Source organism: Bradyrhizobium erythrophlei (assembly GCF_900129425.1).
GTDB classification, from domain to species: Bacteria; Pseudomonadota; Alphaproteobacteria; order Rhizobiales; family Xanthobacteraceae; genus Bradyrhizobium; species Bradyrhizobium erythrophlei_C.
Map to the genome: position 1 here is coordinate 1250737 of NZ_LT670817.1, position 26878 is coordinate 1277614.

Below are 26878 nucleotides of genomic sequence, written 5' to 3' on the forward strand. Positions count from 1 at the left end.
AGAAGCAGACGTCGTCAGGACCACCCGGGCACGTCCGAAAAGTGCCATGACCGGAAACGCTCAGCATGAGCGGAAAAGAAAGGGCACAACGATAATAAAAATTTACGTGTGGCGCCCTTGTGTTGGTGAGATACAATTCTCACTGACTGCAACGCCAGCAGGGCGTCGAACGATGACGCGTTGACGTCTGCCGGGCATAGCCGGTCTGGGCAGACCGGCATCGCGGAGCCAGTAGGACACCGACGGTCAGCGAGGCCGCGTTGAATATGAATCCATCCTGGTTTGGAGCGGGTCCGGCAAGTACGGGTCCGGTAAGTCGTGCGGGAGTGCTCGTCCGACTGGGCGCGATCGGTGCGGTGATGCTGAGCGTGGCCGGGGCGTTCGCCTACACGGGCGGCTGGCTCTCGCCAGCACGACTGACCCAGGACCGGATGATGGCGGCTTTCCAGGATGTCGACGGCATTCACGCCGGCTTCCGCCGCAACCATGCCAAGGGAATGTGCGTCACCGGCTGGTTCGAAAGCAGCGGGCAGGCAGCGGCACTGTCGAAAGCCGCTGTCTTCAGGCCCGGCCGCGTCCCGGTGGTCGGACGCTTCGCGCTCGCCGGCGGCATGCCCTTTCAGACGGATGCGCCTGCGACGGTGCGCAGCATGGCGCTGCGCTTCCTGCTACCCGGCGGCGAGGAGTGGCGCACCGGCATGAACAACATCCCGGTTTTCCCCGTGAACTCGGCGCGTGGCTTTTACGAACAATTGCTTGCCTCCAGCCCCGATCCAGCCACCGGAAAGCCCGACCCGGAGAAAATGAAGGCGTTTTTCGCCGCCCATCCGGAGGCGGAACAGGCGCTGGCGCTCATCAAGAAACGCCAGATCACCTCCGGTTTTGCAAACTCCACCTTCAACGGCCTCAACGCCTTCCGCTTCGTCGACGCCGCCGGCGCCCCCACTTCCGTTCGTTGGTCCATGGTGCCGGTGCAACCCTCCGCGGCTGAAAGCGCCGAGCGGTCAGCGGCAGAGGACAAGAACTACCTGTTCGATGCCCTGATCGCCCGGATCGCGCAGCATCCACAGCAATGGCGGCTGATGGTGACGATCGGCGAGGCCGATGACCCGACCAACGATGCGACGCTGCCTTGGCCCGCCAACCGCCGGCAGATCGACGCCGGCATGGTAACAATCGATCATGCATCGAGCGAGGACGGTGGGCGCTGCACCGCCGTCAACTACGATCCTCTGGTGCTGCCGTCCGGCATCGAGCCATCCGACGACCCGTTGCTGAGCGCCCGCTCGGCGGCCTACGCGCGCTCCTTCACGCTGCGTGCCGGAGAGGAGGGTGAGAAGCCGCCCAGCGCGGTCACACCGCAGGAAGTGGAAGCTGGAGGCAACTCATGACCACCCAGGCACGCTTCCCGGCTGCGTCCCGGCTTCTGCACTGGCTGATGGCGCCCATGATTGTGGCGATGCTGTTCATCGGCGTGGGCATGGCGGCTACGGTCTCCACGCGCTACGAACTGCTGGTCTCGATCCACCGGCCGCTCGGAATAACCATCTTTGTGTTGTGTGTGATTCGTATCGTGAACCGGTTCATCAATCCGCCGCCGGCGTTGCCTGATACGCTTCCATCGCTGCAGCGCTTCGCCGCCAAGGCATCGTACATCGTACTGTATGCGCTCATGTTCATCATGCCGCTGGTCGGCTGGGGCATGCTGTCGGCGGCGCGCTATCCGATCGTGCTCTATGGGCCGCTGCGGTTGCCACCGATCCTGCCGCATGATTTGACGCTCTATGCGTGGCTCCGCGTCCTCCATACCGATCTCGCCTACCTGTTCTTCGCGGCCTTCCTCGTGCACTTCGGTGCAGCGCTTTTCCACGGCCTGATCCGGCGCGATGGCGTGCTCGAGAGCATGGCGTCGTGGCGGTAAGCCGTTTGTAAGCGCGAGCCGGTTGTCGGTTGTTCAAACTTGATCTCGATCTCTGACGGCAAAGTTTGAACAAACCGGTTGCGGGACACACGCCTGGTTTCGTTGTGCAGCTTGCCCGACAGGCAAATCACGCGTGCTGCCGAACTGGGGCGTGTCCAGCCCCTTTTGAAAAAATATTCTGATTTTCCGAACACCCAAATCACTTCTATATTCACCGCCATCCAGTCCCACTCAGAGGGGCGTTGCGCAACGTCACCAGCGCGGGACGGGATGCGGTGGACGCGGATGGTGCTCCTGACGAGGGTGCTTGAGGCGGACGGCGAAGACGTGTGGTCCTGACACCCCGACGCTGGTGTCAAGCCGGTGGAGGCAACTCCGCCGGCGACGGTGGCAAGAAAGCCGATCACCGGGGAGAGCACGGTATAAGCCGTAAACCATTGCGCGGGGAATGCCGGGTGATTCCGGTGACTCGCTGTGAATACTCGTGTGCATACTTACTACCCATAGCGCACACGAGGCTGCGGGTGCATCGGGCATCCGGCATTCCCTGCGCCCTCTGATTGGAGAGGGCGGAACGAGCAGGCCAAACCTCGCGCAAATATGCGGCGAGATCGCGAAGCTGTGTTTACAAACGGCGGCTGCTATTTGAAATCAAGATTGGTGTGCACACAAAACACACTCGTCATGCCCGGACTTGATCCGGGCATCCATCCATCTTCGCAAGAAGTTTTTTTTGAAGAAGATTGATTGCCGGGTCAAGCCCGGCAATGACGACTTGTCGACATTCGCGCCGACCCATGGCTTGCTATGACGTGTATCGAATCCGTAAGGCAGGCAAAGCGCAACTTGCCCATCGTCGTCGTTCGCCAACGTTGTGGGCACGGCGCAAATGCGCCTTTGCTCACCCTGCAGGGCACTCTAATCGAACAGGCTCGATACCGACTCTTCCGACGCGGTGCGGCCGATGGCTTCCCCGATCAGCGCGGCGATCGACAGTGTGCGGATATTGGGCGCGCTGCGGACCGCTTCGGTCGGCTGGATCGAGTCGGTGATGACAAGCTCCTTCAGCCGCGAGCCGGTGATGCGGGCGGCGGCGCCGCCGGACAGCACGCCGTGGCTGATATAGGCGTAGACGTCCTTGGCGCCGTTGGCGAGCAGCGCGTCGGCGGCGTTCACCAGGGTGCCGCCGGAATCGACGATATCGTCGACCAGGATGCAGGTATAGCCGGCGCAATCGCCGATCACGTTCATGACTTCGGATTCGCCGGCGCGTTCGCGGCGCTTGTCGATGATGGCGAGCGGAGTGTTGATGCGCTTGGCAAGGCCGCGCGCGCGCACCACGCCGCCGACGTCAGGCGACACCACCAAGACATTGGTGAGGTCGAAGCGCTCCTTGATGTCGCGCACCATCACCGGCGAGGCGAAGAGATTATCGGTCGGGATGTCGAAGAAGCCCTGGATCTGGAGGGCATGCAGGTCGAGCGTCATCACGCGGTCGACGCCGGCCCGGGTGATCAGGTTCGCCACCAGCTTGGCCGAAATCGGCGTCCGGGAGCCGGATTTGCGATCCTGCCTGGCATAGCCGAAATAGGGGATCACCGCCGTGATGCGGCGCGCCGACGACCGGCGCAGCGCATCGGTGATGATCAGGAGTTCCATCAGATGGTCGTTGGCCGGAAACGACGTCGACTGGATGATGAAGGCGTCGGAGCCGCGGACGTTTTCCTGGATTTCGACGAAGATCTCCATGTCGGCGAAACGCCGGACCACGGCCTTGGTCAGCGGCACATGCAGCCAGTCGGAGATTTCCTGCGCCAAGGCCGGGTTGGAATTGCCGGCGACCAGCTTGATGGAGCCGTTCTTGGCCGACATCGTGGCTTCTCCCCGCGCCTTGCTGGAGACAATATTCAGCATATCGGGATACCCACAGAACCGGCGCGCGTTTCGACGAGCGAGGTGATATCAAGGAGGTGGCTCGGCTGGCAACCCGTCGGGTCAGGTTTTCCTGCGCAAAAACGGTAACGGGAGACTATTTCCTTAACGGGAGCTGTAGGCCAGGGCGCCGGATACATCCGAGGCGGGCGATATTCCTTCCGCGCTTGCCACCGCCGGGCCGCTTCGGCCCGGTTCGGAGGCCGGCGGCGGCTCATCCGCCGGTGCGGTTCCGTTGACCATGGCGGCGAGCCCGCTGAAGCCGGCCTGCGCGATCCGCCGCAGCACCAGATCGTCGGCCGCGGTCCAGGGGTCACGCCCGGCGTTGCCGGCCGGTTCCTCGCCGCTCAGCCGCAGCGCCCGCTGCTGGTTGCCGTCATAGACGTCCCAGACCCATGCGATCGAGGTGCGGCCGCCATGGCTGACCTGGGCGGCGAGATAGCTGCGTACGCGGAAGGAGGCCGTGCCGTCGCGGGATACGATCGAGAGGTTGCGCAGCTTCGATTCGCTGTCGAGGATGCCGACCATCCGGTCGAAGATCTGTGGCGGCGGGCCGTCGATCGACTCGAAGGCGACGGTGGGGCCGCTTCCGCCGCCGGCCATCGCGTAAGAGCCGCCCGCGGCGGCGCCGCCGGCGCAGCCGCCAAGCCCGCACGCCATCGCCAGCAGAATAGCGGCGACCGCGGCGCGCGGCGCAGTCCGCCCGGCCATGGCGGCCCGAAACAGTGTGGTGATGGTGTCCCTCATCGCGCCCCGAGCGATATCGTTAAAACACGTTAAGGTCTAGGGCAGGAATCCCACAATGCCATGATGAGGGTTCACGCGGATGCCGAAGCGCACCGACAATTTTCGTTTAAGTTGAAGCACTTCCGCGCGAAGCTAAGCTTCGAGAGCAATCGCATGCACATGCCGGCCATAATCCGGCTCGTTGCGATGCACCGAGCGGCGGTAGCTGTAGAAGCGCTGGTCGGAATAGGTGTCGACGCCGACATCGTCGATGACAAGGATGCCGGCGTTTTCGAGCCGCATCCGGATCAAGCCGGCCAGATCGAACATCGCGTGGCCCTCGCGCGCGGCGGGAATGAAGAACAGCGCATTCTCCGCGTCGGCCTCGATGAACCGCTCGACGAATTCGCCGCCGACTTCGTAAGAGTGCTGGCGGATCAGGGGGCCGATGGCGGCGACGATGCCGCCGCGTCCGGCGCCGAGTTTTTCCATGGCCTCGACGGTGGATTCCACGATGCCGGTCAGGGCGCCCTTCCACCCCGCATGCGCGGCGCCGATCACGCGCGCGTTCGGATCGGCCAGCAAGATCGGTCCGCAATCGGCCGTGGTGACGCCGATGGCGAGACCTTCGGTGCGCGTGACGATGGCGTCGGCGCGGGGCCGCGACGCGCCTTGCCAGGGTCCGGTGGCGACCACGACGTCAGGCGAATGGGTCTGATGCACGCTGAGAAAATGTTCCGGCATGACGCCCATCTGCCCCGCCATCCGGCGGCGGTTTTCCCTGACATCGGCGGGATCGTCGTTCGAGCCGATACCGCCATTGAGGCTTTCATAGACGCCGCCGGACACGCCGCCCTCGCGGGTGAAGAAGGCGTGGCGCAGGCCGGGAATGGCCGAGAGCAGCGGGGAGCCGAGCCTCATGGCAGTTCGTCCCTGGTGTCCGGCTGCTCGTCGCCGAACCCCGCCAGCGTCGTCAGGTGCGGTTCGGAGACCGCGAGCACCTTGAACATCGAGCCCATGCCCCCGCGGCCGCCTTCGGTCAGCCGTTTCAACGCGCCCGAAATGTCCTCGGAAACCTCATGGCTGGCCTTGGCCATCAGGGTCAGCGCGCGGGTTTCGATGCCGAGCCGCCTGAGGAAATCGCCCTGCTGCACCGGGCCATGCACGCGCGCGCCGAGATCGTCGGCGGCGCGCGCCAGCGCCTGAAAATCGACATGGGCTGTCACGTCGGCCTGGCCGGGATTGTTCAGGGGATCGGTGAAGCTGTGGCGCGCGATGGCCTGAAAGGTATCGCCGACGTCGCTGCGCAGGTGGCCATAATCGATGATCAGCGCCGCACCATCCTGGTCGCGCACCCGGCTGGCGATCTTCATGATCTCGGCGTCGGGCCGCCACTCGAATACGGCGCCGACCGGCGCGGCCTGCACCAGCGGCGGCAGCAGGATCTCGAAGCGCGGCACAGGCTCGGCGGCGGCGCCGAACACCAGCCTGCCGCCGGGGTCGATCTCCACCACGCGCTCGTGCCAGCCGGCCTCGCGCTTCACCACCTGGTGAATCGGCAGCACGTCGAAATATTCGTTGGCGAGAATGACCGCCGGACCGTCGGGGATGTCGTCGATGCCGTCGTGCCAGGCGATGTTGCGTACCCCCGACAGCGTCGCCCTCTGTTTTTCGCGCAGCACCGGATTGATCTCGACCAAATGGACGCTCAGCGCCTGATAGAGCGGCGGCAACACCCGCAGCGCGCGCAGGGCATCCGCCATCATGGTACCGCGGCCGGGTCCGAGTTCGATCAGCCGCAGCAACGACGGCGAACCGATCGCCTTCCATACCGACGCCGTCCAAAGCCCCAGCAATTCGCCGAACATCTGGCTGACTTCGGGCGCGGTGGTGAAATCACCCTCGCGTCCCAGCGGATCGCGCGACACATAATAGCCGTGCCTGGGATGGGTCAGGCACAGCTCCATGTAGCGCCAGACCGGCATCGGGCCGGACGACTTGATCAGCTTCTTGATCTCCGACTGGAGCGGCGAATACTCGGTCACGGCCTGCCTTGAACGGAGTTCGGTGGCTGCTTCGTCGCTTTCCGACGCCATGCCACCACAATAATGATCGCGCCTGCAATAATCATCGGTACCGACAACAACATACCCATGGTCAGCCCGCCCCACAAAAATCCGAGCTGCGGGTCGGGCTCCCTGAAGAATTCGCCGGTGATACGCGCAAAACCGTAAAAGGCGATGAAGCTGCCGAGGATCAGCCCCGGCCGCTTCAGCGCGCCCATGCGAATCATCACCGCCAGCACCGTAAACAGCACGATTCCCTCCAGCCCCGCCTCGTAAAGCTGGCTGGGATGGCGCGGCAGCGGGCCGCCATTGGGAAATATCATCGCCCAGGGCAGGCTGGGATCCGCCGGACGTCCCCACAGCTCGCTGTTGATGAAATTGGCCAGCCGGCCGAGAAACAGCCCGATCGGCCCGACCGCGGTGGTGATATCGCCGAGCGACAGGATCGGAAGGTCGTTCTTCCGGCAGAACAAGATCACCGCGGCGACGCAACCCAGAAAGCCGCCGTGGAACGACATGCCGCCCTTCCACAATTCGAAAATTTCGGCGGGATGCTGGATGAAGAACGGGAGATTGTAGAACAGCACGTAGCCGGTACGGCCGCCGAGGATGATGCCGACCGTCACCCACAGGATGAAATCGTCGAGCTGCAGCAGCGTGATCGGCGCCGGCCCGCCCCACAGTCTTTCGTTCTTGATCAGCGCGCGGGCGTAAATCCACCCCAGCACGATGCCGCCGATATAGGCCAGCGCATACCAGCGGATCGCGATCGGCCCGATGGCGATCGCGATCGGATCGAACACCGGAAAGGCGATGGTGAGGAAGGGCATCGAGCCGGCTTATGACGCGAGGTTGCGGCGATAGAGCGCGAGCAGCCGTTCCCAATGCCGCTCGGCGGCATCGCGATGGTAAACCGGCCGCTTCGGAAACGCGAAGCCGTGATGGGTGCCGGGATAGACCTCGACCTCGGCATTGGCGGAATCGTCGTTCATCGTCTGCCTTACCTTCTCGATGATTTCCATCGGCGCATAAACGTCGGTTTCCGCGCAGCCGAAATAGAGCTCGGCCTTGGACTTTTTCCCCGCAAGATGCGGGCTGTCGGGCTGGTCGGTGGCCAGATGGGTGCCGTAGATCGATGCGGCGGCCTTGACGCGATCTGGAAAATGCGTCGCCGCGTTGATCGCGTATCGTCCGCTCATGCAGTAGCCGACGGTACCGACAATTTTCGCATTCGCGGCCGGCTGCGTGTCGGCATAGGCGAGCAACGCGCGCGTATCCTCCATGACCAGGGGAATGTTGATCGAGTTCATGAATCCGAACATCCGCTTGCGCTCGGGCGCTTCCGGATCTGGCGGTATCGGACCCAGCTCCATCACGCCGGAGCGGTAATACATATTGGGCAGCATCACGTAGTAGCCTGATGTGGCCAGCCGGCGCGCCATGTCGCGCAGTTCCTCGCGGATCGCAGGGGCGTCCATGTAAAAGATAATGACGGGAAACGGGCCGCCGCGCTCGGGATGGGTGATGAAGGTGGTGGTGTGGCCGTCCTTGGTGGGAATTTCGATCTGCTGGTCGATCATGGCGCGTTCGTTCTCGCGGTTTGTGGTTTCTTGCCTCGGCGTTCGATACGATTGCAAGGAAACCGGAACATGACAAGGCGACTTGCCGCGTGAAGAGGGCAACATCGGCCTTGAACCGCGCCGTCCGGATCGCCATTGTGTGGTTGATCGAACCGCGCGCAGCCGACCGGAGATTTCAGGGATGACCCAGACCAGCAATCGCTTTTTCGACGAGATCGGGCGTCTGATGAACGATGCCGCGGGCGCCGCCCAGGGCGTCAAGCGCGAGGTCGATACCGTGGTCCGGAATCAGGCCGAAAAAATCCTGCGCGACCTCGACATCGTCAAGCGCGAGGAGTTCGAGGCGGTCAAGGACATGGCGCGGCTGGCGCGCGAGGAAAACGAGGCGCTGAAGGCGCGCATCGCCGTGCTGGAGGCCAAGCTCGGCGCCTCGCCATCGGCGCCGGACAATGGCAGCCTGAAGACGGACGGTTAGAGCATTCGTCGTGTTGAGCGTCATGGCCGGGTTCGTCCCGGCCAGCCACGTCTGTGCGACCGAGAGAAAGTAAGACGTGGATGCCGGCACGGGGCCGGGCATGATGGAGCTGTCGCTTCCCCCTGGACCCGCAGAAAAATCCCTGCATTTCCTTGTCATTTCCGGGCTTTGGGGCTAGAACCCCGCCACGTCCGCAGCCCCCGCACCCCTGGAGGCTTGCTGCGGCGGCAAATGGGGCCGCGATGCGGCCTTTAACTTTTTGAAAACAAGGACTTAGGCAGATGGCGACCGTCAAGGAATTGAAGGCGACCGCACGTCCGGCAGGCGGCAAGGGGGCCGCACGGGCAGAGCGTCGCGCCGGGAGAGTGCCCGGAGTGATCTATGGCAACGACCAGCCCCCCGTGACCATTTCGGTCGACGATACCGAGTTGCGCCAGCGTATCCTGGCGGGGCGGTTTCTCACCACGATTTACGACCTCGATCTCGAGGGCAAGAAGCACCGCGTGATTCCCCGCGACTTCCATCTCGATCCGGTGCGCGATTTCCCGCTCCATGTCGATTTCATGCGGCTCGGCGAAGGCGCCACCATCCGCGTCAGCGTTCCCCTGCGCATCCAGAGCGCGGAAGCCGCACCCGGCGTGAAGCGCGGCGGCACCGTCAACATCGTTACCCACACCATCGATCTGGAATGTTCGGTCGATAACATCCCGCAATATATCGAGGCCGATGTCAGCGGCCTGGAAATCAGCCACTCGCTGCATCTGTCCGATATCAAGCTGCCGCCCGGCGTGCGTTCGCTGTCGCGCGAAGACGTGACGCTGGTGACCATCGTGCCGCCGTCCGGCTACGCCGAAGAAATCAAGGCCGCTGCCGCTGCCGCCGCTGCCGGTCCGGCATCTGCGGCTGCTCCCGGTGCTGCCCCGGCGGCCGGCGCTGCGGCTGCCCCCGCAGCTGGCGCGGCTCCCGCGGCTGGCGCGAAGGCGCCTGCTGCCGGCGCCAAAGCGCCTGCCGGCGGTGGCGACAAGAAGAAGTAATCGGGCGCGGGATGCCGCGTCATGCGCCTGTTTGTTGGTCTCGGCAATCCCGGCGCGAAATACGCGCATAACCGGCACAATATCGGGTTCATGGCCGTCGGTGAAATTGCGCGGCGTCATGGTTTCGCACCATGGCGCCGGCGCTTTCAGGGCGAGACCGCGGAAGGCACGCTCGATCAGGAGCGGGTGATCCTGCTCCGTCCGCTAACCTTCATGAACGAATCCGGGCGCGCGGTGCAGGAGGCCGCCGGCTTCTTTAAGCTCGCGGCCGGCGAGATCACGGTGTTTCAGGACGAACTCGAACTGCCACCGGCCAAAGTGCGGGTCAAAGTCGGCGGCGGCATTGCCGGCCACAACGGCCTGCGTTCGATCTCGGCGCATATCGGCAACGACTATCGCCGCGTGCGGCTCGGGATCGGCCATCCCGGCGTCAAGGAAATGGTGCACGGCTACGTGCTGTCCGATTTCGCCAAGGACGAGCGTGGCTGGGTCGAGGCTTTGTGCGAGGCGGTTGCCGATAACGCCGGCCTGCTCGCCACCGACCGCGATTCGACGTTCCAGAACAAAGTGCATCTGGCGATGCAGGCCAGGGGATTTTTCGATGAGGACGACGACGGCGAGAAATAAAGCATGACTTGTCATCGCCGGACTTGATCCGGCGATCCATCATTCGAAGCAGATGGATACGCGGCTCAAGCCCGCGTATGACGGCCTGGATACACTCACTCGCAGCGATGTCGCGCGAAGGATCGGGAAGCAATGGGATTCAAATGCGGTATCGTCGGATTGCCCAATGTCGGCAAATCGACGCTGTTCAATGCGCTGACGGAGACAGCGGCGGCACAGGCGGCGAATTACCCGTTCTGCACCATCGAGCCGAATGTCGGCGAGGTCGCGGTGCCCGATCCCAGGCTCGACAAGCTCGCCGCGATCGCCAAGTCGGCCCAGATCGTCCCGACCCGGCTGACCTTTGTCGATATTGCCGGCCTGGTGCGCGGCGCCTCGAAGGGCGAGGGCCTCGGCAACCAGTTTCTCGCCACCATCCGCGAGGTCGACGCGGTCGCCCATGTGGTGCGCTGCTTTGAAGATTCCGATATCACCCATGTCGAAGGCAAGATCGCGCCGCTCGCCGATATCGAGACCATCGAAACCGAGTTGATGCTCGCCGATCTCGACAGCCTGGAAAAGCGCGTCGACAATCTGGCCAAGAAGGCCAAGGGCAACGACAAGGAAGCCAAGGAGCAACTCGACCTCGTCAACCGCGCGCTGGTGCTGTTGCGCGAGGGCAGGCCGGCGCGGTTTCTCGAGCGCAAACCCGAGGAGGAGCGCGTCTTCGGCATGCTCGGGTTGTTGACCTCGAAGCCTGTGCTGTATGTCTGCAACGTCGAGGAAGCTTCAGCCGCCAGGGGCAACAAGTTTTCGGAGGCCGTCGCCGAACACGCCAAAAAAGAAGGCGCGGTCGCGGTCACCATCTCGGCCAAGATCGAATCGGAGATCGCGACGCTGTCGCGTGAGGAGCGCACCGAGTTCCTCGATACGCTCGGGCTGGAGGAAGCCGGCCTCGATCGGCTGATCCGCGCCGGCTATCAGCTGCTTGACCTCATCACCTATTTCACCGTCGGCCCGAAGGAGGCGCGGGCCTGGACCATCCACCGCGGCACCAGGGCGCCGGCCGCCGCGGGCGTGATCCATACCGATTTCGAAAAGGGCTTCATCCGCGCCGAAACCATCGCGTATGACGATTACGTCGCGCTCGGCGGCGAAGCCGGCGCCCGCGACGCCGGCAAGCTGCGGCTGGAAGGCAAGGAATATGTCGTCGCCGACGGCGACGTCATGCATTTCCGGTTTAATAATTGATTCTCCGCAAATGACGCGGAAGCCTAATGCCCCGAGCCTTGGTCGCGGATCGCGCCGAGATGCTCGTTGATGCGAAACACGATCAGGACGAATTCCGCGGCGATCCGCGAAAATACCACCCCGACCACCACGCTGGCGATCGAGGACAGCAGCACAATGAATCCGCCGAACGGGCTGATCGCCATCGCGGCCAGCCCGGAGAAAATGCCGGAGATGCCGAGCAGCGCAATCAACGCGATGACCAGCCAGTAAAAGGTCTTGATGATGGTGGGCGTGATGAAGCGGTCCCACTGAAACAGGTCCCGAAATTCAAACATCGGTCGTTCTCCCCCGGCAAGTCGAATATCAGTTAAAGTCCAAATCTGGCTTAAGTCATTGCAGGGCCTAGCTCCGAATGGTGTCCCGGGCAAGATCAGCGGCGGGCACCGGAGCACGGTGCCCGCCCCGCGGAGCACGAGCCATGCGGGCAGGCGGGTTGAGATTGCCGTAAATAACGGCCACAATCGGGCTTCCCCTTAGGCAATCCCCATCATGACGCTGACCTTTGAAGATTTCCCGCCCGGCCATTTCGGTCAATTCGGACCACGCCGCGTCACGCGCGAGGAGATGCTGGCGTTTGCCGCCGAATTCGACCCGCAGCCGATGCATCTCGACGAGGAGGCCGCTTCGCGATCGATGCTGAAGGGTCTCTCGGGTTCGGGCTGGTACCTGTGCTCGATCATGATGCGGATGATGTTCGACGGTTATATCGGCCGCACCGCGTCCATGGGGTCGCCGGGTGTCAACGAATTGCGCTGGCTGGCGCCGCTTCGCCCCGACGACGATCTGATGCTCGATGTCGAGGTCGCGGAGGCAAGGATTTCCCGGAGCCGTCCCGAGACCGGCATCGTGACGTTCAAGGGCGTGGTGCGCAACGCGGCGGGGCAGGCGCTGTGCGAGATGGTCTCGCCGATCATCGTGCGGCGGCGCGCCACACCGGAGCAGGCCGGCTGATGCGATTTTTCGAGGACATCGAGATCGGGCAGCGGCGTGAACTGGGATCGTTCACCTTTACCGCCGAGCTGATCAAGAAATTCGCCGGCCAGTTCGATCCGCAGCCGTTTCATCTCGACGAGGAGGCGGGGCGCAAATCGCTGTTCGGCGGGCTCGCGGCGTCGGGCTGGCATGTCGGATCGGTCTGCATGAAGCTGTTGGTCGCCGACGGCCAGCGTCAGGCCAGGGAGGCCGCGGCGCGCGGCGAGAAGATCGCGACCTGGGGGCCGTCGCCGGGTTTTCGCGAACTGCGCTGGCTCAAGCCGGTGCTGGCCGGCGACACCATCAGTTTCCAAAGCGAGGTCGAATCGCTGCGCACCTCGGAGAAGCGTCCCGAATGGGGCATCCTGCAGGCCCGCAACACCGGCACCAATCAGCGCGGTGAACTGGTGTTTTCGATTCTGGCGACGGCGTTCGTGCCGCGCCGGAACGCCGGCGCCTGAGCGGCCTCGCTGCACCAGATGGAACGAACTTCCCGCTAACGCATTTTGAACCTTGTCCCCCGCATAATAGACGAGGGGATATATTGAGGGGACGACAATGGCAGACCGCAACGGCCTGAAATTTGTGGGCTTTGTTTTCGCGACCGTGACGCTTGCGGTGATGCTGGCCACCGGGATGGTGGTGAAGGGTTATGCCGACGGCGCCTATACGCTCGATGGCGCGCCGATCGCCAGCCGGTAAGCTACGCTCCGCTAACCATAGCGGCCGAATTCGCCGCGAAGCCTCGCGAATCAGCGGCTCCAGATCAGCGTCAGAAGCGCCACAGCTACGATCAATAATCCGACGAATCGGATCATGATGGTTCCCATCCGGTGCGGCGAACTCCGCAACGGAATCGGATCGGTATTGTCAGGCCGAATGCTCTGCATGAAGATTTGTCCCCCGATAGTGCCTGCTCTTGGTCGCAGCCGGAGCCCGACACGTTCAAAGACATCGCAGCCAAAATGAAACCGCCGCGCTTCCCCTAGGGGGAAGGCGGCGGCAATAATGCCTGGAAACGATACGGCTCAGCTGTTGCGAAGGCCGTCCGCCGTGCGTTTCCACTGCGACACGTTGTCGGCGATCATGCGCGTGGATTTCATCGCGGCCTGACTGAGCTGGGCATAGCCGGAGATCTCGCGCTGGACGCGCTGACCTTCGGAGTGCAGCAGGTCGCGCAGGGCTTCGAGTTCGCCGATCAGATTTTCGATTTCCGAGAGCGAGGTTCCGGCGACGCGCTGGATCAGCGAGTTGACGTTGTTGACGGTGGCCTCGGTATTCGGCTCGAGCGCCGTCTCGCTGCTCAGAATGCTCGGCCCCGGGCGGCGCAGATAGGCGACGTCGTTACGGACGAAGTCACGGATGCCGGCCTCGACCTCCGAGACCGCGGCGAGATCGTCGACCTCAGTTGACTCAACTTTTTCGGAACGAATGGCTGTCATCGGCTAATTCCCCTGGTTCGCGTGTGATGCCAGCGCGGGTGTCCCCGCACGACGAAAGTAACGCAGCGCCATCAGGGCTGCTGAATTTGACCGCATCGCGGCCAATATGCGGCAATGCGCGATCTTTCATGGGGTGTGGCGGAATCGCCGACTACCAGCTGCGCTTGAATCCGGCGGTGAGACTCTTGTTGGCGATACCGAGCGGCGTTTCGCCGATCGAGGCCGACAGGCTAACGTCGCCGAACAGCTTCTGTTCGGCGCCGATCTTGCGCAGCCACCGATCGTCGGTGGTCGAGAGCGTCTGGCCGGCGACGAAGCTGGTGCCGGTGTCGGCGATGCTCAACTTCGCCGATTGCTCGGTTTCATAATTTCGCAGCGGGCGTCCGGCGATGCCGGGCGCCGGCACGATACCCTGCTGAGTGACGTTGTAGCCGTTCTGCAAGGTCAGCGAATACGGCCCGTTGAGCGGCAGCGATTTGCTCAAGGAGGTGCCGAGCTTGCTCTGCTCCTGCGCCGGATCGACGCGGGCTTCGACCGCGGTCTTGTCCCAGATCGAGCCGACGCCGGGTGCCGTGATCGCCGCCCACGCCGTGCCGGAGGATTGCGGCACGCTGCCGCCGTTGGCCAGTTTTTCCGACAGCAGTTCGGAGCCCGTCAGGGTTTGCGGCTGCCGGGTGACGGTCATGTCGGCGCCGATCCGGGTATCCCAGAATGGCGAAAGCGGCTGCTTCACCGACACCGCGGCCGCGCCGTTCGGCGTGTCTTTGGACGACCACGACATTTCGGTGCTGGCTCCCGCCTGCGGCGCAAGGCGCGCCTTCGACGCGGGGCCCGCGGTCAGGGTCGAGGCGTCGACATTGAGCTGGCTCCAGTCGAGCTGCAGATCGCGGATGTCGGTTTCGTCGGCATCGGCCGCCGGAGCAGTGTCGGCCTTCGCCACATCGGGATTTTCGTCGGCAGGCACCGTCTGCGCGCCGGCCTGCAGCCCCGATGCCGCGCTGAAGCCGGCCGCCAGCAACAGCAGCACAACCCAACCGTGTGGTGTCCTGGAAGTCATAACCCCCGCCCGTATGCCCTGAGCATACACCCTGCACGTGCATCAGCGCGAAATTGTGGCGGGAGATTTCCGGCATTGCGAATCCAGACGCCGTCATTCCGGGATGGTGCGTTAGCACCAGACCCGGAATCTCGAGATTCCGGGTTCGATGCTTCGCATCGCCCCGGAATGACGACTGCCGACTACGACGCGGTTTCGCATCGCCCTGGAATGACGACTCCGAACTACGACGCGATTTTCGGCAGATGAATCGGATGTCCGAGCGTCTGCTCCACCAGATCGAAGCTGTCGAGGAGAACGCGCATGCTGAGCAGCCGGCCGGCCCTGAATCGCACGAAATGGGCGATCCGCAGGCTGATCGGCTTGTTCGAGTCCACCGCGGTCAGCGAATAGCGCATCATCGACGCCGCCGAATCCACGCCCAGCATCACGGTCTCGCGCTCGAACTTGCGGACCTGGAAATTGTCCGCGATCTGCCCGACGACGTCGAGCACGGCGGCCTTGCCGCGGCGCGCGCCGAGAAACGGAAACATGTCGATCGGGCCGTAGATCGCCCAGTCGACGTCGTCGTCGAGCAGGGCTGCGAGGTCTTCGGGCCGGCGTTCACTGAGCGCGCGATGCAACGCGCGCGAAAAACGCCAGAGGCTGTGCTCTGTCATGGTGTCTTAGTCCTGAATGATTGAAAAATCAGCAAGCGGCCCCTGATGGCGCGTCATTGGCGACGCCCGGCCTAGTTGCTGCACTTCATCGTTGAGGCCCGAAATAACGGCGTTTGATCAAAACGCAACGGGCATTTTTGCATTGCACAAATGCGATCGATTCTGGTTTACCGGTCGTAGCGGCCGGCCGGCTGCCGCTCGACGGCGATTTCGGCATCGCGAACCGCGATCACGCCGAACAGCAGCGCCCCGCCGAGTCCGCCGATCGCCGCGCCAAGCGGCATGAAGGTGAAGAACACCAGCATTCCGCTATAGCCTTCGAATCCGGTGGTATTGAAAATCTCGACCCAGGCGAGCCCGGCGCCGATGCCAAGCGCGGCGCCCCCGAGCGCGCCCAGCAACAAACCCAGCAGCACTAGCAATGCGATTTTCATGGATGTTCGCCCGTGGATGCCCGCAACACCTCATGGTTGTGTCGCGACTGGACGCGGCGAGGTTCAATGCTGCGATGAAAATCGGGGTTCGACCGTCATTCCGGGGCGCGGCGAAGACGCGAACCTCAGATGCGCAATTGCGCATCGGGGAATCCTTGGATTCCGGGTTCGCTCGTTTCACTCGCGCCCCGGAATGACGGGGCCAATAATCGCCGCGCCCCGGAATGACAGGGCATGCCGACGCCCTCTTATCGCATCGCCTCGCGCACGCTGTGGGCGTAGGCGCCGGTCAGGTCCTGGCCGAGCAATTGCTGGAGGAAATCGAACGAATCGAAAAACGAGCGGTGGATCAGGATGCGGCCGCCGCGCAGCGTAAAGAATTCCGCGATTTCCATGTGCACGACGCGGTCGTCGTTGCGCTTGCGCAGGCTGACATACTGAATCGTCGCGACCTTGTCGCCGTCGACGGCGAGGAATTTGATGTCGTATTTGCGGCTCGAGTAGCGCTGCTGCTGGGTCCGGATCGCCTGCTCGACCCAGTCCCTGCCGTGCTTGTGTCCGAGGTGCGGGAACAGTTCGATCGGCGCAAAGGTGATGCTGTCGAGCTCTTCATCGCAGCACGCCACGGCGCCCTCGATATCGCCGGAATAGAACGCATCGAGAAATTTCAGCACGCGCTGCCGGTGAATATCCTCGACCATTGTTTTTCTCCGCCGGTGTTGGGCCCGACCGTATTGCGGATTGCACTGTGAACCGAATTGCGCGGCGATCAATCGGCAAAAATGACCTAGCGGCTTGAGGCGCCGCAGGTCGAAAACCGCTCACAACCCATGAGTGCAATTTGGCGGTGATGCTCTTGAGGGCCTGGCCGGCGATGGCGTCCTGCTGCCGCTCGAAGATGTCTGTTTGTTTCCGCGGCCGCTATGCGCATCGTGCCGCTCGCGCCATTCGCGATGGCGCAACGCTCGTGCGAGACGCCGGGCGACTCTTCTCCGTCATGGCCGGGCTTGTTTGTCCCGGCCATCCCCCTCTGTGCCTGCCGCAATTCCGTCAGGCCCGTGGATGCCCGGCGCGGGGCCGGACAGGGCGGCTCCTGTCGCGCCGGCTTCAGCGGCGGCGTTCGGGTCAGCCGCCAGGGTCCGACCAGGGCCCGCGAAGCGCTCTCGCGACGATCCGCAAAAACCCGGCGTCAGCTCTTCTTGCTGTTGGGGCTCTGGCCCGCCGGCGTCTTGCCGGCCGCGAACGGATTGACCGGCGCCGCGCCGCCCTTTTTGAGGTTCTTGTCGGCCTTCGGTTTCTTCTTTTCCTTGTTGCTGCGCATCTGACCCTTGGCCATGGCGATCTCCCTTGCGCCCGGATTGAAAGACTCGGCGCCGCCTAAGAATAGCAAATCCGCCGGCTTTTGTAAGCAGGGGCGCGGCAAACCGCGAGGCCGGCGCGGCCGCCAAATCGACGCCGGCGGCCTCGCCTGCGGCTTCGCAGCCCGTATCCTTCGGCGAGGAGGGCAGGGTTCAACGTCCCTCCGTCAGGGGAGAAGCAGTCATGAAATCCGTTGCCTGTAAATCCATTGTCCGTCTTGTCGCCGCCGGCCTTATGATAGCGCTGCCGGCCACGGCACATACGCCGCAGCAAGCGCCACACCAGCTCTACGGAGAAGGCGACCTCAAGCTCGAAAGCGGCGAGGCGATCAATGATTTCTCGATCTCCTACGTCACCCACGGCACGCTGAACGCCCAAAAATCCAACGCCATCCTGATGGTGACGGCGATCTCCGGCAATCACCACCGGCTCGACTTCATGATCGGCCCCGGCAAGGCGCTCGATCCCGGCAAATATTTTATCGTCTGCACGGGTGCGATCGCCAACGGGCTGACGACGTCGCCGAGCAACTCGAAAACCCAGCCGCGGATGAGTTTTCCAAAGTTCACCATCCGCGACATGGTGGAATCGCAATACCGGCTGATGAAGGAAAAATTCGGCATCGACCATGTCGTCGCCGTGGTCGGGCCGTCGATGGGCGGCATGCAGACGCTGCAATGGGGCGTCAGCCATCCCGGCTACATGGACGCGCTGGTGGCGATCGTGCCGCTGGCGAAAACGCCGCCCTGGAGCGTGGCGGTCATGGAGGCCTCGCGCAAGGCGATCATGGATGATCCGGCCTGGAAGGACGGCAATTACGACGCCCCGCCGGAAAAAGGCATCCGGCTGTGGCGCGACATCGTTACCCTGCTGGCGGCGCGCACGCCCGACATGTACACGGTGCAGTTCAAGAACGGCCTCGATGTGTTGCCCTGGATGGAGCAACAGGAAACCGCCGCCCTGAAGGCGTTCGACGCCAACGACTGGATCTACCAGAGCTGGGCCTATGACCGCCACGACGTCGGCACCACGCCCGGCTTTGGCGGCGACACCGCGAAGGCGCTGGCCTCGATCAAGGCCAAAACGCTGATCCTCACCGGCACCAAGGATCTGCTCAATCCGGATTTCGAGCCGAAGGAAATGGGCAAGAATATTCCTGATGTCAGGATGATGACGATCAGCCCCGGAACGGTGACCGGCCACGCCTCCGCCGGCGAATTCAATCCAGCGGATGTGGAGTTTCTGAACCGCGAGACGGGCGCGTTTCTCGATGAGGTGACCGGCGGGAAGCGGATGGAGTAGGGATACGCGTGCCCCGGATGCCGCGCAGCGCGCCGCCCTTGCGGCGTGGTGCGCTGCTGATCCGGGGCCCATCCGTGTTCGGCGGATTCCTGGGTCCCGGCTCCGCGGAGCAGCGCGAGCGCTGCACCGCGTCCGGGACACGAGGTGCGGCGCTGCTCCACCATCGATCGTCATACCCCGCCACCGGGTCTCGCCTGCGGCGAGTCCGATGACAGGCTCCGAGAAGCAATCCAAAACCTCCGCCATCATTGCTCCAATACCCAGATACGCGTCCGCATTCTCGCGGCGCGATGCACCCGAGGTTTGCCAAAAACATCCGCCCTGAAAACAGAGGGCGTGGGGAATGCCGGGCGCCCGATGCACCCGCAGCCTCGTGTGCGCATGGGGTAACAAGTATGCACACGAGTATTCACAGCGAGCCACCGGAAAACACCCGACATTCCCGCACGCAATGGTTTACGGCTTATAGCGTGCTCTCCCCGGTGACCGGCTTTTTGTCACCGTCGTCTTCGGATTAACGGTTTGTCGGTACCCGGTTGGGCCGAAAACCTCCGTCAACTTGACGCCAGCGCCGGGGCGTCAGGACCACACGTCTTCGCCGTACGCCTCAGCGCCGTTCGTCAGCCTGCCGCCGATCGCTCACAGGCCGAAGCCCGCCCTGCCATCACGTGTCATGCCTGACGCTGCTGCGTCCACCGCATCCCGCCCCGCGTTCGTGACGATCGCGCGAGCGCCCCTCTGATCGGGACGGGACGGCGAAGGAGATAAACTGATTTGCGTCTTCGGAAAAACAGAATATTTTTTCGAAAGGGGCTGGACAGGTTTTTTGATTTGCCCGTCAGGCACGGGAATTCAGGCGTAATCTTTCATGCGCCCGTCATTCCGGGGCGAGGCGCAGCCTCGAACCCGGAATCCCCCCATTAGTGGCTATGGATTCCGGACCTGCGCCGGGAGGCGCATCCCGGAATGACCGGTTTACCGTATGTCGAGCGAAGCCAGAAATTCCTCGGCCTGCTCATGCGTCGGAAAGCGGCCAATCTCGCGATAATCGGGATCGTGCTCGGCCGTACCGGGCGAACGAATCACAATTCGCCTCCACCAGGCTCACTGACCTCGCATATCCCCTTGCGCTGCCGACCTGCACCGATCTAAGCAGCCATTAGTCCCGCGTCTCTAAGGCTTTGAACCTGTCGCGCACGATCCGCACCTTGCCCCTGTGAGAATTCCCCAAACGCAGCGCGCGCAAACGTTCGGCACTGATCCTTGTTACATCGAAGGAGCTTATAGATTTCGTTGTCGATAAGAGCATTCTCTAGGGCGCTCAAGCCGGCCGCAGCGTGTAATGAGCCATCAAAGATCTCGCGATCCCAAAACAACTGAACTGCATCGACTAGCCATCGCTGTCGAAGATCTTTTGGCTGAAGCCTTCCTTTTGTTAGCACGCCCGCGCTTCTGAGCATGTATCGATAGTTCGTGAAAACTTTCCGCTGGGTAACTGGCTCCGCTTCGATATGGTTCTCAATAAAACCGAATAATTTCCCGTCCAGAAACGCACCCTCGGCCCAGTCGTCCTTAAGCCACGCATCAGTTAGTATTAGCTCGTTGGCCCATCCCGCGACCCTTCCGTCGGGCCAATGTGAATTTCGCCACTTCCCCGAATTAGCCAAGTGAAACGAAAAGAGAGCCAGTTGCGCGAATTGTTGACCATACGTTGATCGACCAAAAAAGATAGGCTTGCCAAGCGATGTCGAGGCCGTGGTAAGCGACCACGGGTAATTCGAAGTCATCGGGCACCGGACTTTCTGAATCGGTTTCTTCAAATGCCCACAGTCGATGCTGACCGTCGATTACCTCCAATGGTGGCAGTTGGCTTTGCGATAGCGAGTCGATGGATGGAATTACCAGCGTGTAGGGAGATCCAAATCCTTTCTTGATCGTAATAACGTGCTCGGCATTAATTGTTTGACCGTGTCGCTGATCACCCGGGCGCAGAATATTCACAACTATCGCAGTTGGGAGCCAGCCGGGTTTCCGCAGCGACGCGAACTCCTCTCTGTTTTGGTCGGCCCTCAGGTCGCCGTACGGGTATCCATATTTGACGTAACGCTGAATTCGTGCAGTCCGGCTTTCGTCTCTTCTCCGTTGAATTCCTTCGGCAACATCGCCATCTCTGCGCCTTCGATAGACGTCAGATATTCGTCTTAGGTCCGCTGCCTTCATTGAAAAGAGATAGATGTGTGGTTCTGGCCTTCGTCTGTGGGCACTAATTTCGTAATCGTATTGATCCCATTCTTTGAGCCACTGCTTAAATCGAATAGCAGGAATCTGCATCGGGATGTTGCTCCGCAATATCTTCAAACAAGTACGATTGTACTGAGACGGCTTACAACTTTCGAGTTAATAATTGGAACTAGACATCAAGCGCTGCATTCCTGCTTCAGAATGCTCAGCGGGAATACACCGATACAGGATCCCTAGGTTTCACCTCTTCTTCCACCCCCCCCGATGCCCCGGCGCGCCTCCGCTGGAACGGGGGGCCGGGCCGAATTCGGGGCCGAATTGGCGCGAGTCGGTCGGCTGGAAGATTTTGCTGCCGCTGGCCGGGGTCGATTCGTCGCGCGAGGGTTTGCGCGTTGAAGCGCGGTTGGGACGGAAGGGCAGGGACTCGGGGCCGTGCATTTCGTCGAGATGGGGTTTGTGGACGCGGGACGACGAGGCACTGTCGTCGTTGAGAGATTTCACCCCACCCCGCGCGCTTACAGCGCGCGACCCTCCCCCTCCAGGGGAGGGTGAAGAGGAGCCGCGCGGGGTGTTGTTGCCGCCGCGCTTGGCCGACTGTTGCGGCAGGTTTGCTGACTCGCCGTATTTCTTCATCCCGGCATAGGCGCCGGCCTTGCCCTGCACGGTGCGCTGTTTCGCGGTGGGATCGTCGACCACCGCAAGCTCTGTGGCGCGCAGGCGCTTGACTTCATCGCGCAGGCGCGCGGCTTCCTCGAAATTCAGGTCGGCGGCGGCCTCGCGCATGCGAGTTTCGAGGTCGCCGAGCACGGCTTCGAAATTGTGCCCGATGCTGATGACGTCATCGGCCATGCCGCCGCCGCCGATTTCCACCAGCACATGGTCGCGCTCGTAGACGCTGTTCATGATGTCGCCGATGGATTTCTTGATGCTTTCGGGCGTGATGCCGTTGGCGGTGTTGTATTCGACCTGTTTTTCGCGGCGGCGGTCGGTCTCGGCGATGGCGCGCTCCATCGAGCCGGTGATCTGGTCGGCATAGAGGATCACCCGTCCGTCGACGTTGCGCGCGGCGCGGCCGATGGTCTGGATGAGCGAGGTCTCGCTGCGCAGAAAACCTTCCTTGTCGGCGTCGAGGATCGCGACCAGCGCGCATTCGGGAATGTCGAGGCCCTCGCGCAACAGGTTGATGCCGACCAGCGCGTCGAACGCGCCGAGCCGCAAATCCCTGATGATCTCGATGCGCTCGATGGTGTCGATATCGCTGTGCATGTAGCGCACGCGAATGCCCTGCTCGTGCAGGTATTCGGTGAGATCTTCCGCCATCCGTTTTGTCAGCACGGTGATCAGGCTGCGATAGCCGGCCTGTGCGGTGGCGCGGACCTCGCCGACGAGATCGTCCACTTGCGTGCGCGCCGGGCGGATGTCGACCGGCGGATCGATCAGCCCGGTGGGGCGGATCACCTGCTCGACGAACACGCCGCCGCTTTCGTTCAGTTCCCACGCCGACGGCGTGGCGGAGACCGCGACCGATTGCGGGCGCATCATGTCCCATTCCTCGAACCGCAAGGGACGATTGTCCATGCAGGAGGGCAGCCGGAAACCGTATTCGGCCAAGGTTGCCTTGCGCCGAAAATCACCTTTGAACATGCCGCCGATCTGCGGCACCGTGACGTGGCTTTCGTCGGCAAAGACCAGCGCATTGTCCGGGACATATTCGAACAGCGTCGGCGGCGGCTCGCCGGGCCGGCGTCCCGTGAGATAGCGCGAATAGTTTTCGATGCCGGCGCAGGAGCCGGTGGCTTCCATCATCTCGAGATCGAAGGTGGTGCGCTGCTCCAGCCGTTGCGCTTCCAGCAGGCGGCCCTGGTTGTTGAGCTGGTCCAGCCGCCATTTCAATTCGGACTTGATCGACTTGATCGCCTGCACCAGCGTCGGGCGCGGCGTCACATAATGCGAGTTGGCGTAGATCTTGATGAATTCGAGCTCGTCCTGCCGGTGGCCGGTGAGCGGATCGAACTCCTCGATGTTCTCGACGACGTCGCCGAACAGATTGACGCGCCAGGCGCGGTCTTCGTAGTGCGCCGGAAAGATGTCGATGACGTCGCCGCGCACCCGGAAGGTGCCGCGGGTAAAGTCGGCCTGGGTGCGCTTGTATTGCAGCGCCACGAGATCGGCGATCAGCTGGCGCTGGTCGATGCGCTCGCCCTTCTTCAGCGCGAACGTCATCGCGGTATAGGTTTCGACCGAGCCGATACCGTAGATGCACGACACGGAAGCGACGATGATGACGTCGTCGCGCTCCAGCAGCGCCCGCGTCGCCGAGTGGCGCATGCGGTCGATCTGCTCGTTGATGGACGAGTCCTTCTCGATGTAGGTGTCGGTCCGCGGCACATAGGCTTCGGGCTGGTAGTAGTCGTAATAGCTGACAAAATATTCCACGGCGTTGTCGGGGAAGAAACTCTTGAACTCGCCATAGAGCTGCGCCGCCAGCGTCTTGTTCGGCGCCAGGATGATGGCGGGGCGCTGCGTGGCCTCGATCACCTTGGCCATGGTGTAGGTCTTGCCGGAGCCGGTGACGCCGAGCAGCACCTGCGTGCGGTCATTGCGCCTGACGCCCTCGACCAGTTCGGCGATCGCGGTCGGCTGGTCACCCTTCGGCTCGTATTCGGATTTGATTACGAACGGCTGGCCGCCTTCGGATTTCTCCGGACGCGGCGGCCGGTGCGGCGTCCAGACTTTCATCTGGCCGTCTTCGCCCTTGAATTCGGGACGGCCTTCGCGAATCAGCGCGTCCAGCGCATCGGCGGTCGCGGCGACGCCGAGCGCCTCCATCTTGTTGCGCGGCGGCCGCGCCAGCGCGGCGGCGTCTTCCTCCTCGGTGGTGAAGCCGAGCTGTTTTGCGAGCTCCGGATCGAGCACGGGAATCGTCGCCGAGGTGCCGTAGTTGGCCTGGGGGGATTCGGAGAGGCCGGAGTTTGCGGAGGCACCCCCGCCCTGGCCCTCCCCCGCAAGCGGGAGAGGGGACGCAGGCTGCGGCTGCTCACGGGATTCTTCTCCCCTCCCTCCGCGAAGCGGTGGGGTCCGAGGCGAGCGAAGCTCGCTCTCGAGGTCGGGGGTGGGGGGTCTCTCCGCGGGCGATGCTGGCAGCGAGTTTGTTGAGCCACCCCCCACCCCCGACCCCTCCCCACCACGCGCGATGCGCGTGGGGGGAGGGGAGAAGGAAGCATCGCGCTTCGCCGAAGGTCTGGAGCCCTCTCCCGCTTGCGGGGGAGGGTTGGGTGGGGGTGGCGCAACAGGCGACGTCGCTAGCGACGCATCGCGCTTCGCCACATCACTGCTGGTGCCCTTCGTCGATGCCCGCGCGCGATGCGCGGCGGCTTCGCCGCCGGCGCGGCGGTCCCAGGAATTATCCGGCGGCGGCTGCAGGCCGGTGCCCGAGCCAAGGCCTGCATCGCCTCGGTTGATCGCGGGATTGAGCAGTTCGGCCAGCGCCGGTCCGATCGGCTGCACATCGGGGCGATGCGCTTTCGATTTCGGAGTTTTGACGGGCTTTTTGGGATTGTCGGGTTTCTTCGCCATCGGGCGAATATGGGATGAGTCCGGCCGACATAAAAGGGCAAAAGCCCCCAGGGAAACGCGGATGAGCTCTCTTCTGAAGACGCTGACATGGCTCACCGCATTCGGCGCCTGTGCGCTCCATTGTCAGCAGCTGTCAGCACAGTCGAAGGAAGCGGAACCGGCGACGCGCGCGGCCAACGACGCCTTCGTCAAATCACTGCCGTTTTCCGATCGCACCGATCTGGCGGCCGCGCAACAAGGCCGCCGACATCGGTTCGAATTTCGGCGCAATACCGTTTCCATTCTCGCCGCAATACAACGAGCAGGGTGCGAACCGCTCACTGTCGACGCCTGAGCAGCACCTCATGCAGGTGCAGGCTCCAGGCTGCAGCTTCCAGTCGGTCATTCGCGCATGCTTCGGCTTGCACTGACTTCAGCCGGAATCCTCACCGAGGGATGGCGGTCGCCTGTTCGGACCCGCCAAATCCATCTACAATGCCGCGGCGGAACGTGTTCCGCTGACAACGTCGAGGAAACCAGGTGGCTGCTGAAATAAATCCGCTGGCCGGCAAGATCGCCACCCCATCCATGTTGGCGAACATACCGCGGCTGGTGACCGCCTATTTCGAAGGCAAGCCCGATCCGTCGGTCGCGGCGCAGCGGGTTGCGTTCGGCACCTCGGGGCATCGCGGCTCCGCCTTCAACAACGCGTTCAACGAGGCGCACATCCTGGCGATCAGCCAGGCGATTTGCGATCACCGGCGCAGCATCGGCATCAGCGGCCCGCTATTCGTCGGTATCGATACCCACGCGCTGGCGGAGCCGGCGCTGGCGAGCGCGCTTGAAGTGTTCGCGGCCAACGGCGTCGAGACCATGATCGACGAGCACTACGGATATACGCCGACGCCGGTGATTTCCCGCGCGATTCTCGCCTACAACAAAGGCCGCGACACGGGCCTCGCCGACGGCGTCGTGATCACGCCGTCGCATAATCCACCCGAAGACGGCGGGTTCAAATACAATCCCCCCAATGGCGGTCCGGCGGATACCGATATTACCGCCGGCATCGAACGCGCCGCCAACGGCTTTCTTGAAGACGGCCTCAGGGGCGTGCAGCGCATCCCCTATGACCGCGCCCGCCAATCGTCCTGCGTTCATCGCCATGATTATATCGGGCCTTATGTCGCCGACCTCGCCAACGTCGTCGACATGGAGCTGATCCGCGCCGCCGGCGTGAAGATCGGGATCGATCCCCTGGGCGGCGCGGGCGTGCATTACTGGCAGCCGATCATCGAGCGCTATCGGCTGGCCGCGACCATCGTCAGCGACGCGGTCGACCCAACGTTTCGCTTCATGACCGTCGATTGGGACGGAAAAATCCGGATGGACTGCTCCTCGCCCTATGCGATGGCGCGGCTGATCGGCATGCGCGGCAAGTTCGACGTCGCCTTCGCCAACGACACCGACGCCGACCGGCACGGCATCGTGACCCGCTCGAACGGCCTGATGAATCCAAACCACTATCTCGCCGCCGCGATCTCCTATTTGTTTGGCAATCGTCCGCAATGGCGCGGCAACAGCGCGGTGGGCAAGACCATCGTCAGCAGCGCGATCATCGACCGCGTCGCCAAAAAGCTCGGCCGCAGGCTGGTCGAAACCCCCGTGGGTTTCAAATGGTTCGTCGACGGCCTCGGCGACGGATCGTTCGGTTTCGCCGGCGAGGAAAGCGCCGGCGCCTCGTTTCTCCGGCAGGACGGATCGGTGTGGACCACCGACAAGGATGGCATCATTTTGGGATTATTGGCCGCCGAGATCACCGCGCGAACCCAACGCGACCCGAGCCAGTTGTTCGACAGCCTGACGAGTGAACTGGGCGTACCGTTTTACGAACGGATCGACGCGCCCGCCACGCCAGCGCAGAAGAACCGGCTGAAGGCGCTTTCGCCTGAAAAGCTCGCGCTGTCGGAACTGGCCGGCGAGCCGGTTCGCGCGACGCTCACGGCCGCTCCCGGCAACGGTCAACCGTTCGGCGGCATCAAGGTCACGGCCGATGACGGATGGTTTGCCGCGCGGCCTTCGGGCACCGAGGATGTCTACAAGATCTATGCGGAGAGTTTTCGCAGCCAAGAGCACCTGCGGCAAATCCAGCACGACGCCCAGTCCGCCATCGCGCGTGCGTTCGAGGATTAGGCGCGCTGTTCAGCAGGCCGAGGCCGTCGAAGGC

Annotated in this window: 28 protein-coding genes; 12 read left to right on the forward strand and 16 right to left on the reverse strand. The window is 63.1% G+C overall.

Annotated features, from left to right (window positions below; genetic code table 11):
- Positions 1-266: 266 nt before the first annotated feature.
- Together B5527_RS05920 and B5527_RS05925 are read left to right on the forward strand one after the other, a co-directional pair.
- Positions 267-1391, forward strand: coding sequence for a catalase family peroxidase (locus B5527_RS05920; RefSeq protein WP_079600454.1), 1125 nt, complete (start codon positions 267-269; stop codon positions 1389-1391).
- Positions 1388-1921, forward strand: a complete 534-nt coding sequence (locus tag B5527_RS05925; protein ID WP_079600455.1) for a cytochrome b — start codon at positions 1388-1390, stop codon at positions 1919-1921. The genes B5527_RS05920 and B5527_RS05925 overlap by 4 nt, the downstream gene beginning before the upstream one ends.
- A gap of 918 nt (positions 1922-2839) precedes the next feature.
- On the opposite strand, the gene B5527_RS05935 is transcribed toward B5527_RS05925, so the two are convergent.
- From B5527_RS05935 to B5527_RS05960, 6 genes are all read right to left on the reverse strand, one after another.
- On the reverse strand, positions 2840-3793 hold the full coding sequence (locus tag B5527_RS05935; protein WP_079607104.1) for a ribose-phosphate pyrophosphokinase: 954 nt from the start codon (positions 3791-3793) through the stop codon (positions 2840-2842).
- Between the two features lie 165 nt (positions 3794-3958).
- The gene (locus B5527_RS05940; RefSeq protein WP_079600457.1) at positions 3959-4600 is read right to left on the reverse strand and encodes a hypothetical protein; all 642 of its coding nucleotides are present in this window, start codon (positions 4598-4600) and stop codon (positions 3959-3961) included.
- A gap of 132 nt (positions 4601-4732) precedes the next feature.
- Entirely contained in the window at positions 4733-5500 is a 768-nt protein-coding gene (gene pgeF / locus B5527_RS05945) for a peptidoglycan editing factor PgeF (RefSeq protein WP_079600458.1), read from the reverse strand.
- Positions 5497-6624: a class I SAM-dependent methyltransferase gene (locus B5527_RS05950; protein ID WP_079607105.1), complete on the reverse strand. Its 1128-nt coding sequence runs from the start codon at positions 6622-6624 to the stop codon at positions 5497-5499. Before B5527_RS05950 ends, pgeF begins: the two co-directional genes overlap by 4 nt.
- Positions 6621-7475 carry a prolipoprotein diacylglyceryl transferase gene (lgt, locus tag B5527_RS05955; RefSeq protein WP_079600459.1) on the reverse strand — a complete coding sequence of 285 codons (855 nt, stop codon included), beginning with the start codon at positions 7473-7475 and terminating at the stop codon, positions 6621-6623. The genes B5527_RS05950 and lgt overlap by 4 nt, the downstream gene beginning before the upstream one ends.
- Positions 7476-7484: 9 nt before the next feature.
- The gene (locus B5527_RS05960) at positions 7485-8225 is read right to left on the reverse strand and encodes a dienelactone hydrolase family protein (RefSeq protein ID WP_079600460.1); all 741 of its coding nucleotides are present in this window, start codon (positions 8223-8225) and stop codon (positions 7485-7487) included.
- Between the two features lie 181 nt (positions 8226-8406).
- On the opposite strand from B5527_RS05960, the gene B5527_RS05965 reads away from it, so the two are divergent.
- The 4 genes from B5527_RS05965 (at position 8407) to ychF (ending at position 11591) form a co-directional block, all read left to right on the forward strand.
- Complete coding sequence (locus B5527_RS05965) at positions 8407-8700, forward strand: accessory factor UbiK family protein (protein WP_079600461.1); 294 nt, start codon at positions 8407-8409, stop codon at positions 8698-8700.
- Between the two features lie 281 nt (positions 8701-8981).
- Positions 8982-9734, forward strand: coding sequence for a 50S ribosomal protein L25/general stress protein Ctc (locus B5527_RS05970; protein WP_079600462.1), 753 nt, complete (start codon positions 8982-8984; stop codon positions 9732-9734).
- A 21-nt stretch (positions 9735-9755) separates the two neighbouring features.
- Positions 9756-10361 carry an aminoacyl-tRNA hydrolase gene (pth, locus tag B5527_RS05975; RefSeq protein ID WP_079600463.1) on the forward strand — a complete coding sequence of 202 codons (606 nt, stop codon included), beginning with the start codon at positions 9756-9758 and terminating at the stop codon, positions 10359-10361.
- 132 nt (positions 10362-10493) lie between these two features.
- The gene (ychF, locus tag B5527_RS05980; RefSeq protein WP_079600464.1) at positions 10494-11591 is read left to right on the forward strand and encodes a redox-regulated ATPase YchF; all 1098 of its coding nucleotides are present in this window, start codon (positions 10494-10496) and stop codon (positions 11589-11591) included.
- A 23-nt stretch (positions 11592-11614) separates the two neighbouring features.
- On the opposite strand, the gene B5527_RS05985 is transcribed toward ychF, so the two are convergent.
- Positions 11615-11908, reverse strand: a complete 294-nt coding sequence (locus tag B5527_RS05985) for a DUF4282 domain-containing protein (RefSeq protein ID WP_079600465.1) — start codon at positions 11906-11908, stop codon at positions 11615-11617.
- A 214-nt stretch (positions 11909-12122) separates the two neighbouring features.
- Between B5527_RS05985 and B5527_RS05990 the strand changes: the two genes are divergently transcribed.
- The 3 genes from B5527_RS05990 to B5527_RS45200 all read left to right on the forward strand — a co-directional run bounded on the left by B5527_RS05990 (position 12123) and on the right by B5527_RS45200 (position 13307).
- The gene (locus B5527_RS05990) at positions 12123-12584 is read left to right on the forward strand and encodes a MaoC family dehydratase (RefSeq protein ID WP_079600466.1); all 462 of its coding nucleotides are present in this window, start codon (positions 12123-12125) and stop codon (positions 12582-12584) included.
- Entirely contained in the window at positions 12584-13066 is a 483-nt protein-coding gene (locus B5527_RS05995) for a MaoC family dehydratase (protein ID WP_079600467.1), read from the forward strand. The genes B5527_RS05990 and B5527_RS05995 overlap by 1 nt, the downstream gene beginning before the upstream one ends.
- Before the next feature lie 97 nt (positions 13067-13163).
- Positions 13164-13307, forward strand: coding sequence for a hypothetical protein (locus B5527_RS45200; protein ID WP_172842489.1), 144 nt, complete (start codon positions 13164-13166; stop codon positions 13305-13307).
- A gap of 50 nt (positions 13308-13357) precedes the next feature.
- On the opposite strand, the gene B5527_RS45205 is transcribed toward B5527_RS45200, so the two are convergent.
- The 7 genes from B5527_RS45205 to B5527_RS45210 all read right to left on the reverse strand — a co-directional run bounded on the left by B5527_RS45205 (position 13358) and on the right by B5527_RS45210 (position 17533).
- On the reverse strand, positions 13358-13495 hold the full coding sequence (locus B5527_RS45205; protein WP_172842490.1) for a hypothetical protein: 138 nt from the start codon (positions 13493-13495) through the stop codon (positions 13358-13360).
- A gap of 138 nt (positions 13496-13633) precedes the next feature.
- Complete coding sequence (locus B5527_RS06000; RefSeq protein ID WP_079600468.1) at positions 13634-14047, reverse strand: hypothetical protein; 414 nt, start codon at positions 14045-14047, stop codon at positions 13634-13636.
- A gap of 151 nt (positions 14048-14198) precedes the next feature.
- Positions 14199-15104, reverse strand: a complete 906-nt coding sequence (locus tag B5527_RS06005) for a hypothetical protein (RefSeq protein ID WP_245332517.1) — start codon at positions 15102-15104, stop codon at positions 14199-14201.
- A gap of 224 nt (positions 15105-15328) precedes the next feature.
- Positions 15329-15763 carry a nuclear transport factor 2 family protein gene (locus B5527_RS06010; RefSeq protein ID WP_079600469.1) on the reverse strand — a complete coding sequence of 145 codons (435 nt, stop codon included), beginning with the start codon at positions 15761-15763 and terminating at the stop codon, positions 15329-15331.
- A gap of 167 nt (positions 15764-15930) precedes the next feature.
- Complete coding sequence (locus tag B5527_RS06015) at positions 15931-16197, reverse strand: hypothetical protein (protein WP_079600470.1); 267 nt, start codon at positions 16195-16197, stop codon at positions 15931-15933.
- A 248-nt stretch (positions 16198-16445) separates the two neighbouring features.
- Positions 16446-16898, reverse strand: a complete 453-nt coding sequence (locus B5527_RS06020) for a nuclear transport factor 2 family protein (RefSeq protein ID WP_079600471.1) — start codon at positions 16896-16898, stop codon at positions 16446-16448.
- A gap of 488 nt (positions 16899-17386) precedes the next feature.
- The gene (locus B5527_RS45210) at positions 17387-17533 is read right to left on the reverse strand and encodes a hypothetical protein (protein WP_172842491.1); all 147 of its coding nucleotides are present in this window, start codon (positions 17531-17533) and stop codon (positions 17387-17389) included.
- 206 nt (positions 17534-17739) lie between these two features.
- Here B5527_RS45210 and B5527_RS06025 point away from each other — a divergent pair, with 206 nt between their 5' ends.
- Entirely contained in the window at positions 17740-18858 is a 1119-nt protein-coding gene (locus B5527_RS06025) for an alpha/beta fold hydrolase (RefSeq protein ID WP_079600472.1), read from the forward strand.
- Between the two features lie 1659 nt (positions 18859-20517).
- Here the strand turns inward: B5527_RS06025 and B5527_RS06035 are convergent.
- Together B5527_RS06035 and uvrB are read right to left on the reverse strand one after the other, a co-directional pair.
- Positions 20518-21189, reverse strand: coding sequence for a DNA sulfur modification protein DndB (locus B5527_RS06035; protein WP_079600474.1), 672 nt, complete (start codon positions 21187-21189; stop codon positions 20518-20520).
- A gap of 150 nt (positions 21190-21339) precedes the next feature.
- Positions 21340-24675: an excinuclease ABC subunit UvrB gene (gene uvrB / locus B5527_RS06040; RefSeq protein WP_079600475.1), complete on the reverse strand. Its 3336-nt coding sequence runs from the start codon at positions 24673-24675 to the stop codon at positions 21340-21342.
- A gap of 61 nt (positions 24676-24736) precedes the next feature.
- Between uvrB and B5527_RS06045 the strand changes: the two genes are divergently transcribed.
- The gene (locus tag B5527_RS06045; protein ID WP_079600476.1) at positions 24737-25009 is read left to right on the forward strand and encodes a hypothetical protein; all 273 of its coding nucleotides are present in this window, start codon (positions 24737-24739) and stop codon (positions 25007-25009) included.
- Positions 25010-25194: 185 nt separating this feature from the next.
- Entirely contained in the window at positions 25195-26844 is a 1650-nt protein-coding gene (gene pgm, locus B5527_RS06050; RefSeq protein ID WP_079600477.1) for a phosphoglucomutase (alpha-D-glucose-1,6-bisphosphate-dependent), read from the forward strand.
- Positions 26845-26878 lie beyond the last annotated feature (34 nt).

Coding starts and splice junctions, on each gene's coding strand:
- pgeF (WP_079600458.1), bottom strand. CDS start 5,500: ATGAGGCTCGGCTCCCCGCTGCTCTCGGCCATTCCCGGCCTGCGCCAC.
- B5527_RS45210 (WP_172842491.1), bottom strand. CDS start 17,533: ATGGCCAAGGGTCAGATGCGCAGCAACAAGGAAAAGAAGAAACCGAAG.
- B5527_RS06000 (WP_079600468.1), bottom strand. CDS start 14,047: ATGACAGCCATTCGTTCCGAAAAAGTTGAGTCAACTGAGGTCGACGAT.
- B5527_RS06005 (WP_245332517.1), bottom strand. CDS start 15,104: ATGACTTCCAGGACACCACACGGTTGGGTTGTGCTGCTGTTGCTGGCG.
- pth (WP_079600463.1), top strand. CDS start 9,756: ATGCGCCTGTTTGTTGGTCTCGGCAATCCCGGCGCGAAATACGCGCAT.
- lgt (WP_079600459.1), bottom strand. CDS start 7,475: ATGCCCTTCCTCACCATCGCCTTTCCGGTGTTCGATCCGATCGCGATC.
- B5527_RS05985 (WP_079600465.1), bottom strand. CDS start 11,908: ATGTTTGAATTTCGGGACCTGTTTCAGTGGGACCGCTTCATCACGCCC.
- uvrB (WP_079600475.1), bottom strand. CDS start 24,675: ATGGCGAAGAAACCCGACAATCCCAAAAAGCCCGTCAAAACTCCGAAA.
- B5527_RS06045 (WP_079600476.1), top strand. CDS start 24,737: ATGAGCTCTCTTCTGAAGACGCTGACATGGCTCACCGCATTCGGCGCC.
- B5527_RS05995 (WP_079600467.1), top strand. CDS start 12,584: ATGCGATTTTTCGAGGACATCGAGATCGGGCAGCGGCGTGAACTGGGA.
- B5527_RS05920 (WP_079600454.1), top strand. CDS start 267: ATGAATCCATCCTGGTTTGGAGCGGGTCCGGCAAGTACGGGTCCGGTA.
- B5527_RS05965 (WP_079600461.1), top strand. CDS start 8,407: ATGACCCAGACCAGCAATCGCTTTTTCGACGAGATCGGGCGTCTGATG.
- B5527_RS06025 (WP_079600472.1), top strand. CDS start 17,740: ATGAAATCCGTTGCCTGTAAATCCATTGTCCGTCTTGTCGCCGCCGGC.
- B5527_RS05940 (WP_079600457.1), bottom strand. CDS start 4,600: ATGAGGGACACCATCACCACACTGTTTCGGGCCGCCATGGCCGGGCGG.
- B5527_RS06035 (WP_079600474.1), bottom strand. CDS start 21,189: ATGCAGATTCCTGCTATTCGATTTAAGCAGTGGCTCAAAGAATGGGAT.
- ychF (WP_079600464.1), top strand. CDS start 10,494: ATGGGATTCAAATGCGGTATCGTCGGATTGCCCAATGTCGGCAAATCG.
- B5527_RS05925 (WP_079600455.1), top strand. CDS start 1,388: ATGACCACCCAGGCACGCTTCCCGGCTGCGTCCCGGCTTCTGCACTGG.
- B5527_RS05935 (WP_079607104.1), bottom strand. CDS start 3,793: ATGTCGGCCAAGAACGGCTCCATCAAGCTGGTCGCCGGCAATTCCAAC.
- B5527_RS05970 (WP_079600462.1), top strand. CDS start 8,982: ATGGCGACCGTCAAGGAATTGAAGGCGACCGCACGTCCGGCAGGCGGC.
- B5527_RS45200 (WP_172842489.1), top strand. CDS start 13,164: ATGGCAGACCGCAACGGCCTGAAATTTGTGGGCTTTGTTTTCGCGACC.
- B5527_RS06010 (WP_079600469.1), bottom strand. CDS start 15,763: ATGACAGAGCACAGCCTCTGGCGTTTTTCGCGCGCGTTGCATCGCGCG.
- B5527_RS06015 (WP_079600470.1), bottom strand. CDS start 16,197: ATGAAAATCGCATTGCTAGTGCTGCTGGGTTTGTTGCTGGGCGCGCTC.
- B5527_RS06020 (WP_079600471.1), bottom strand. CDS start 16,898: ATGGTCGAGGATATTCACCGGCAGCGCGTGCTGAAATTTCTCGATGCG.
- B5527_RS45205 (WP_172842490.1), bottom strand. CDS start 13,495: ATGCAGAGCATTCGGCCTGACAATACCGATCCGATTCCGTTGCGGAGT.
- B5527_RS05990 (WP_079600466.1), top strand. CDS start 12,123: ATGACGCTGACCTTTGAAGATTTCCCGCCCGGCCATTTCGGTCAATTC.
- B5527_RS05960 (WP_079600460.1), bottom strand. CDS start 8,225: ATGATCGACCAGCAGATCGAAATTCCCACCAAGGACGGCCACACCACC.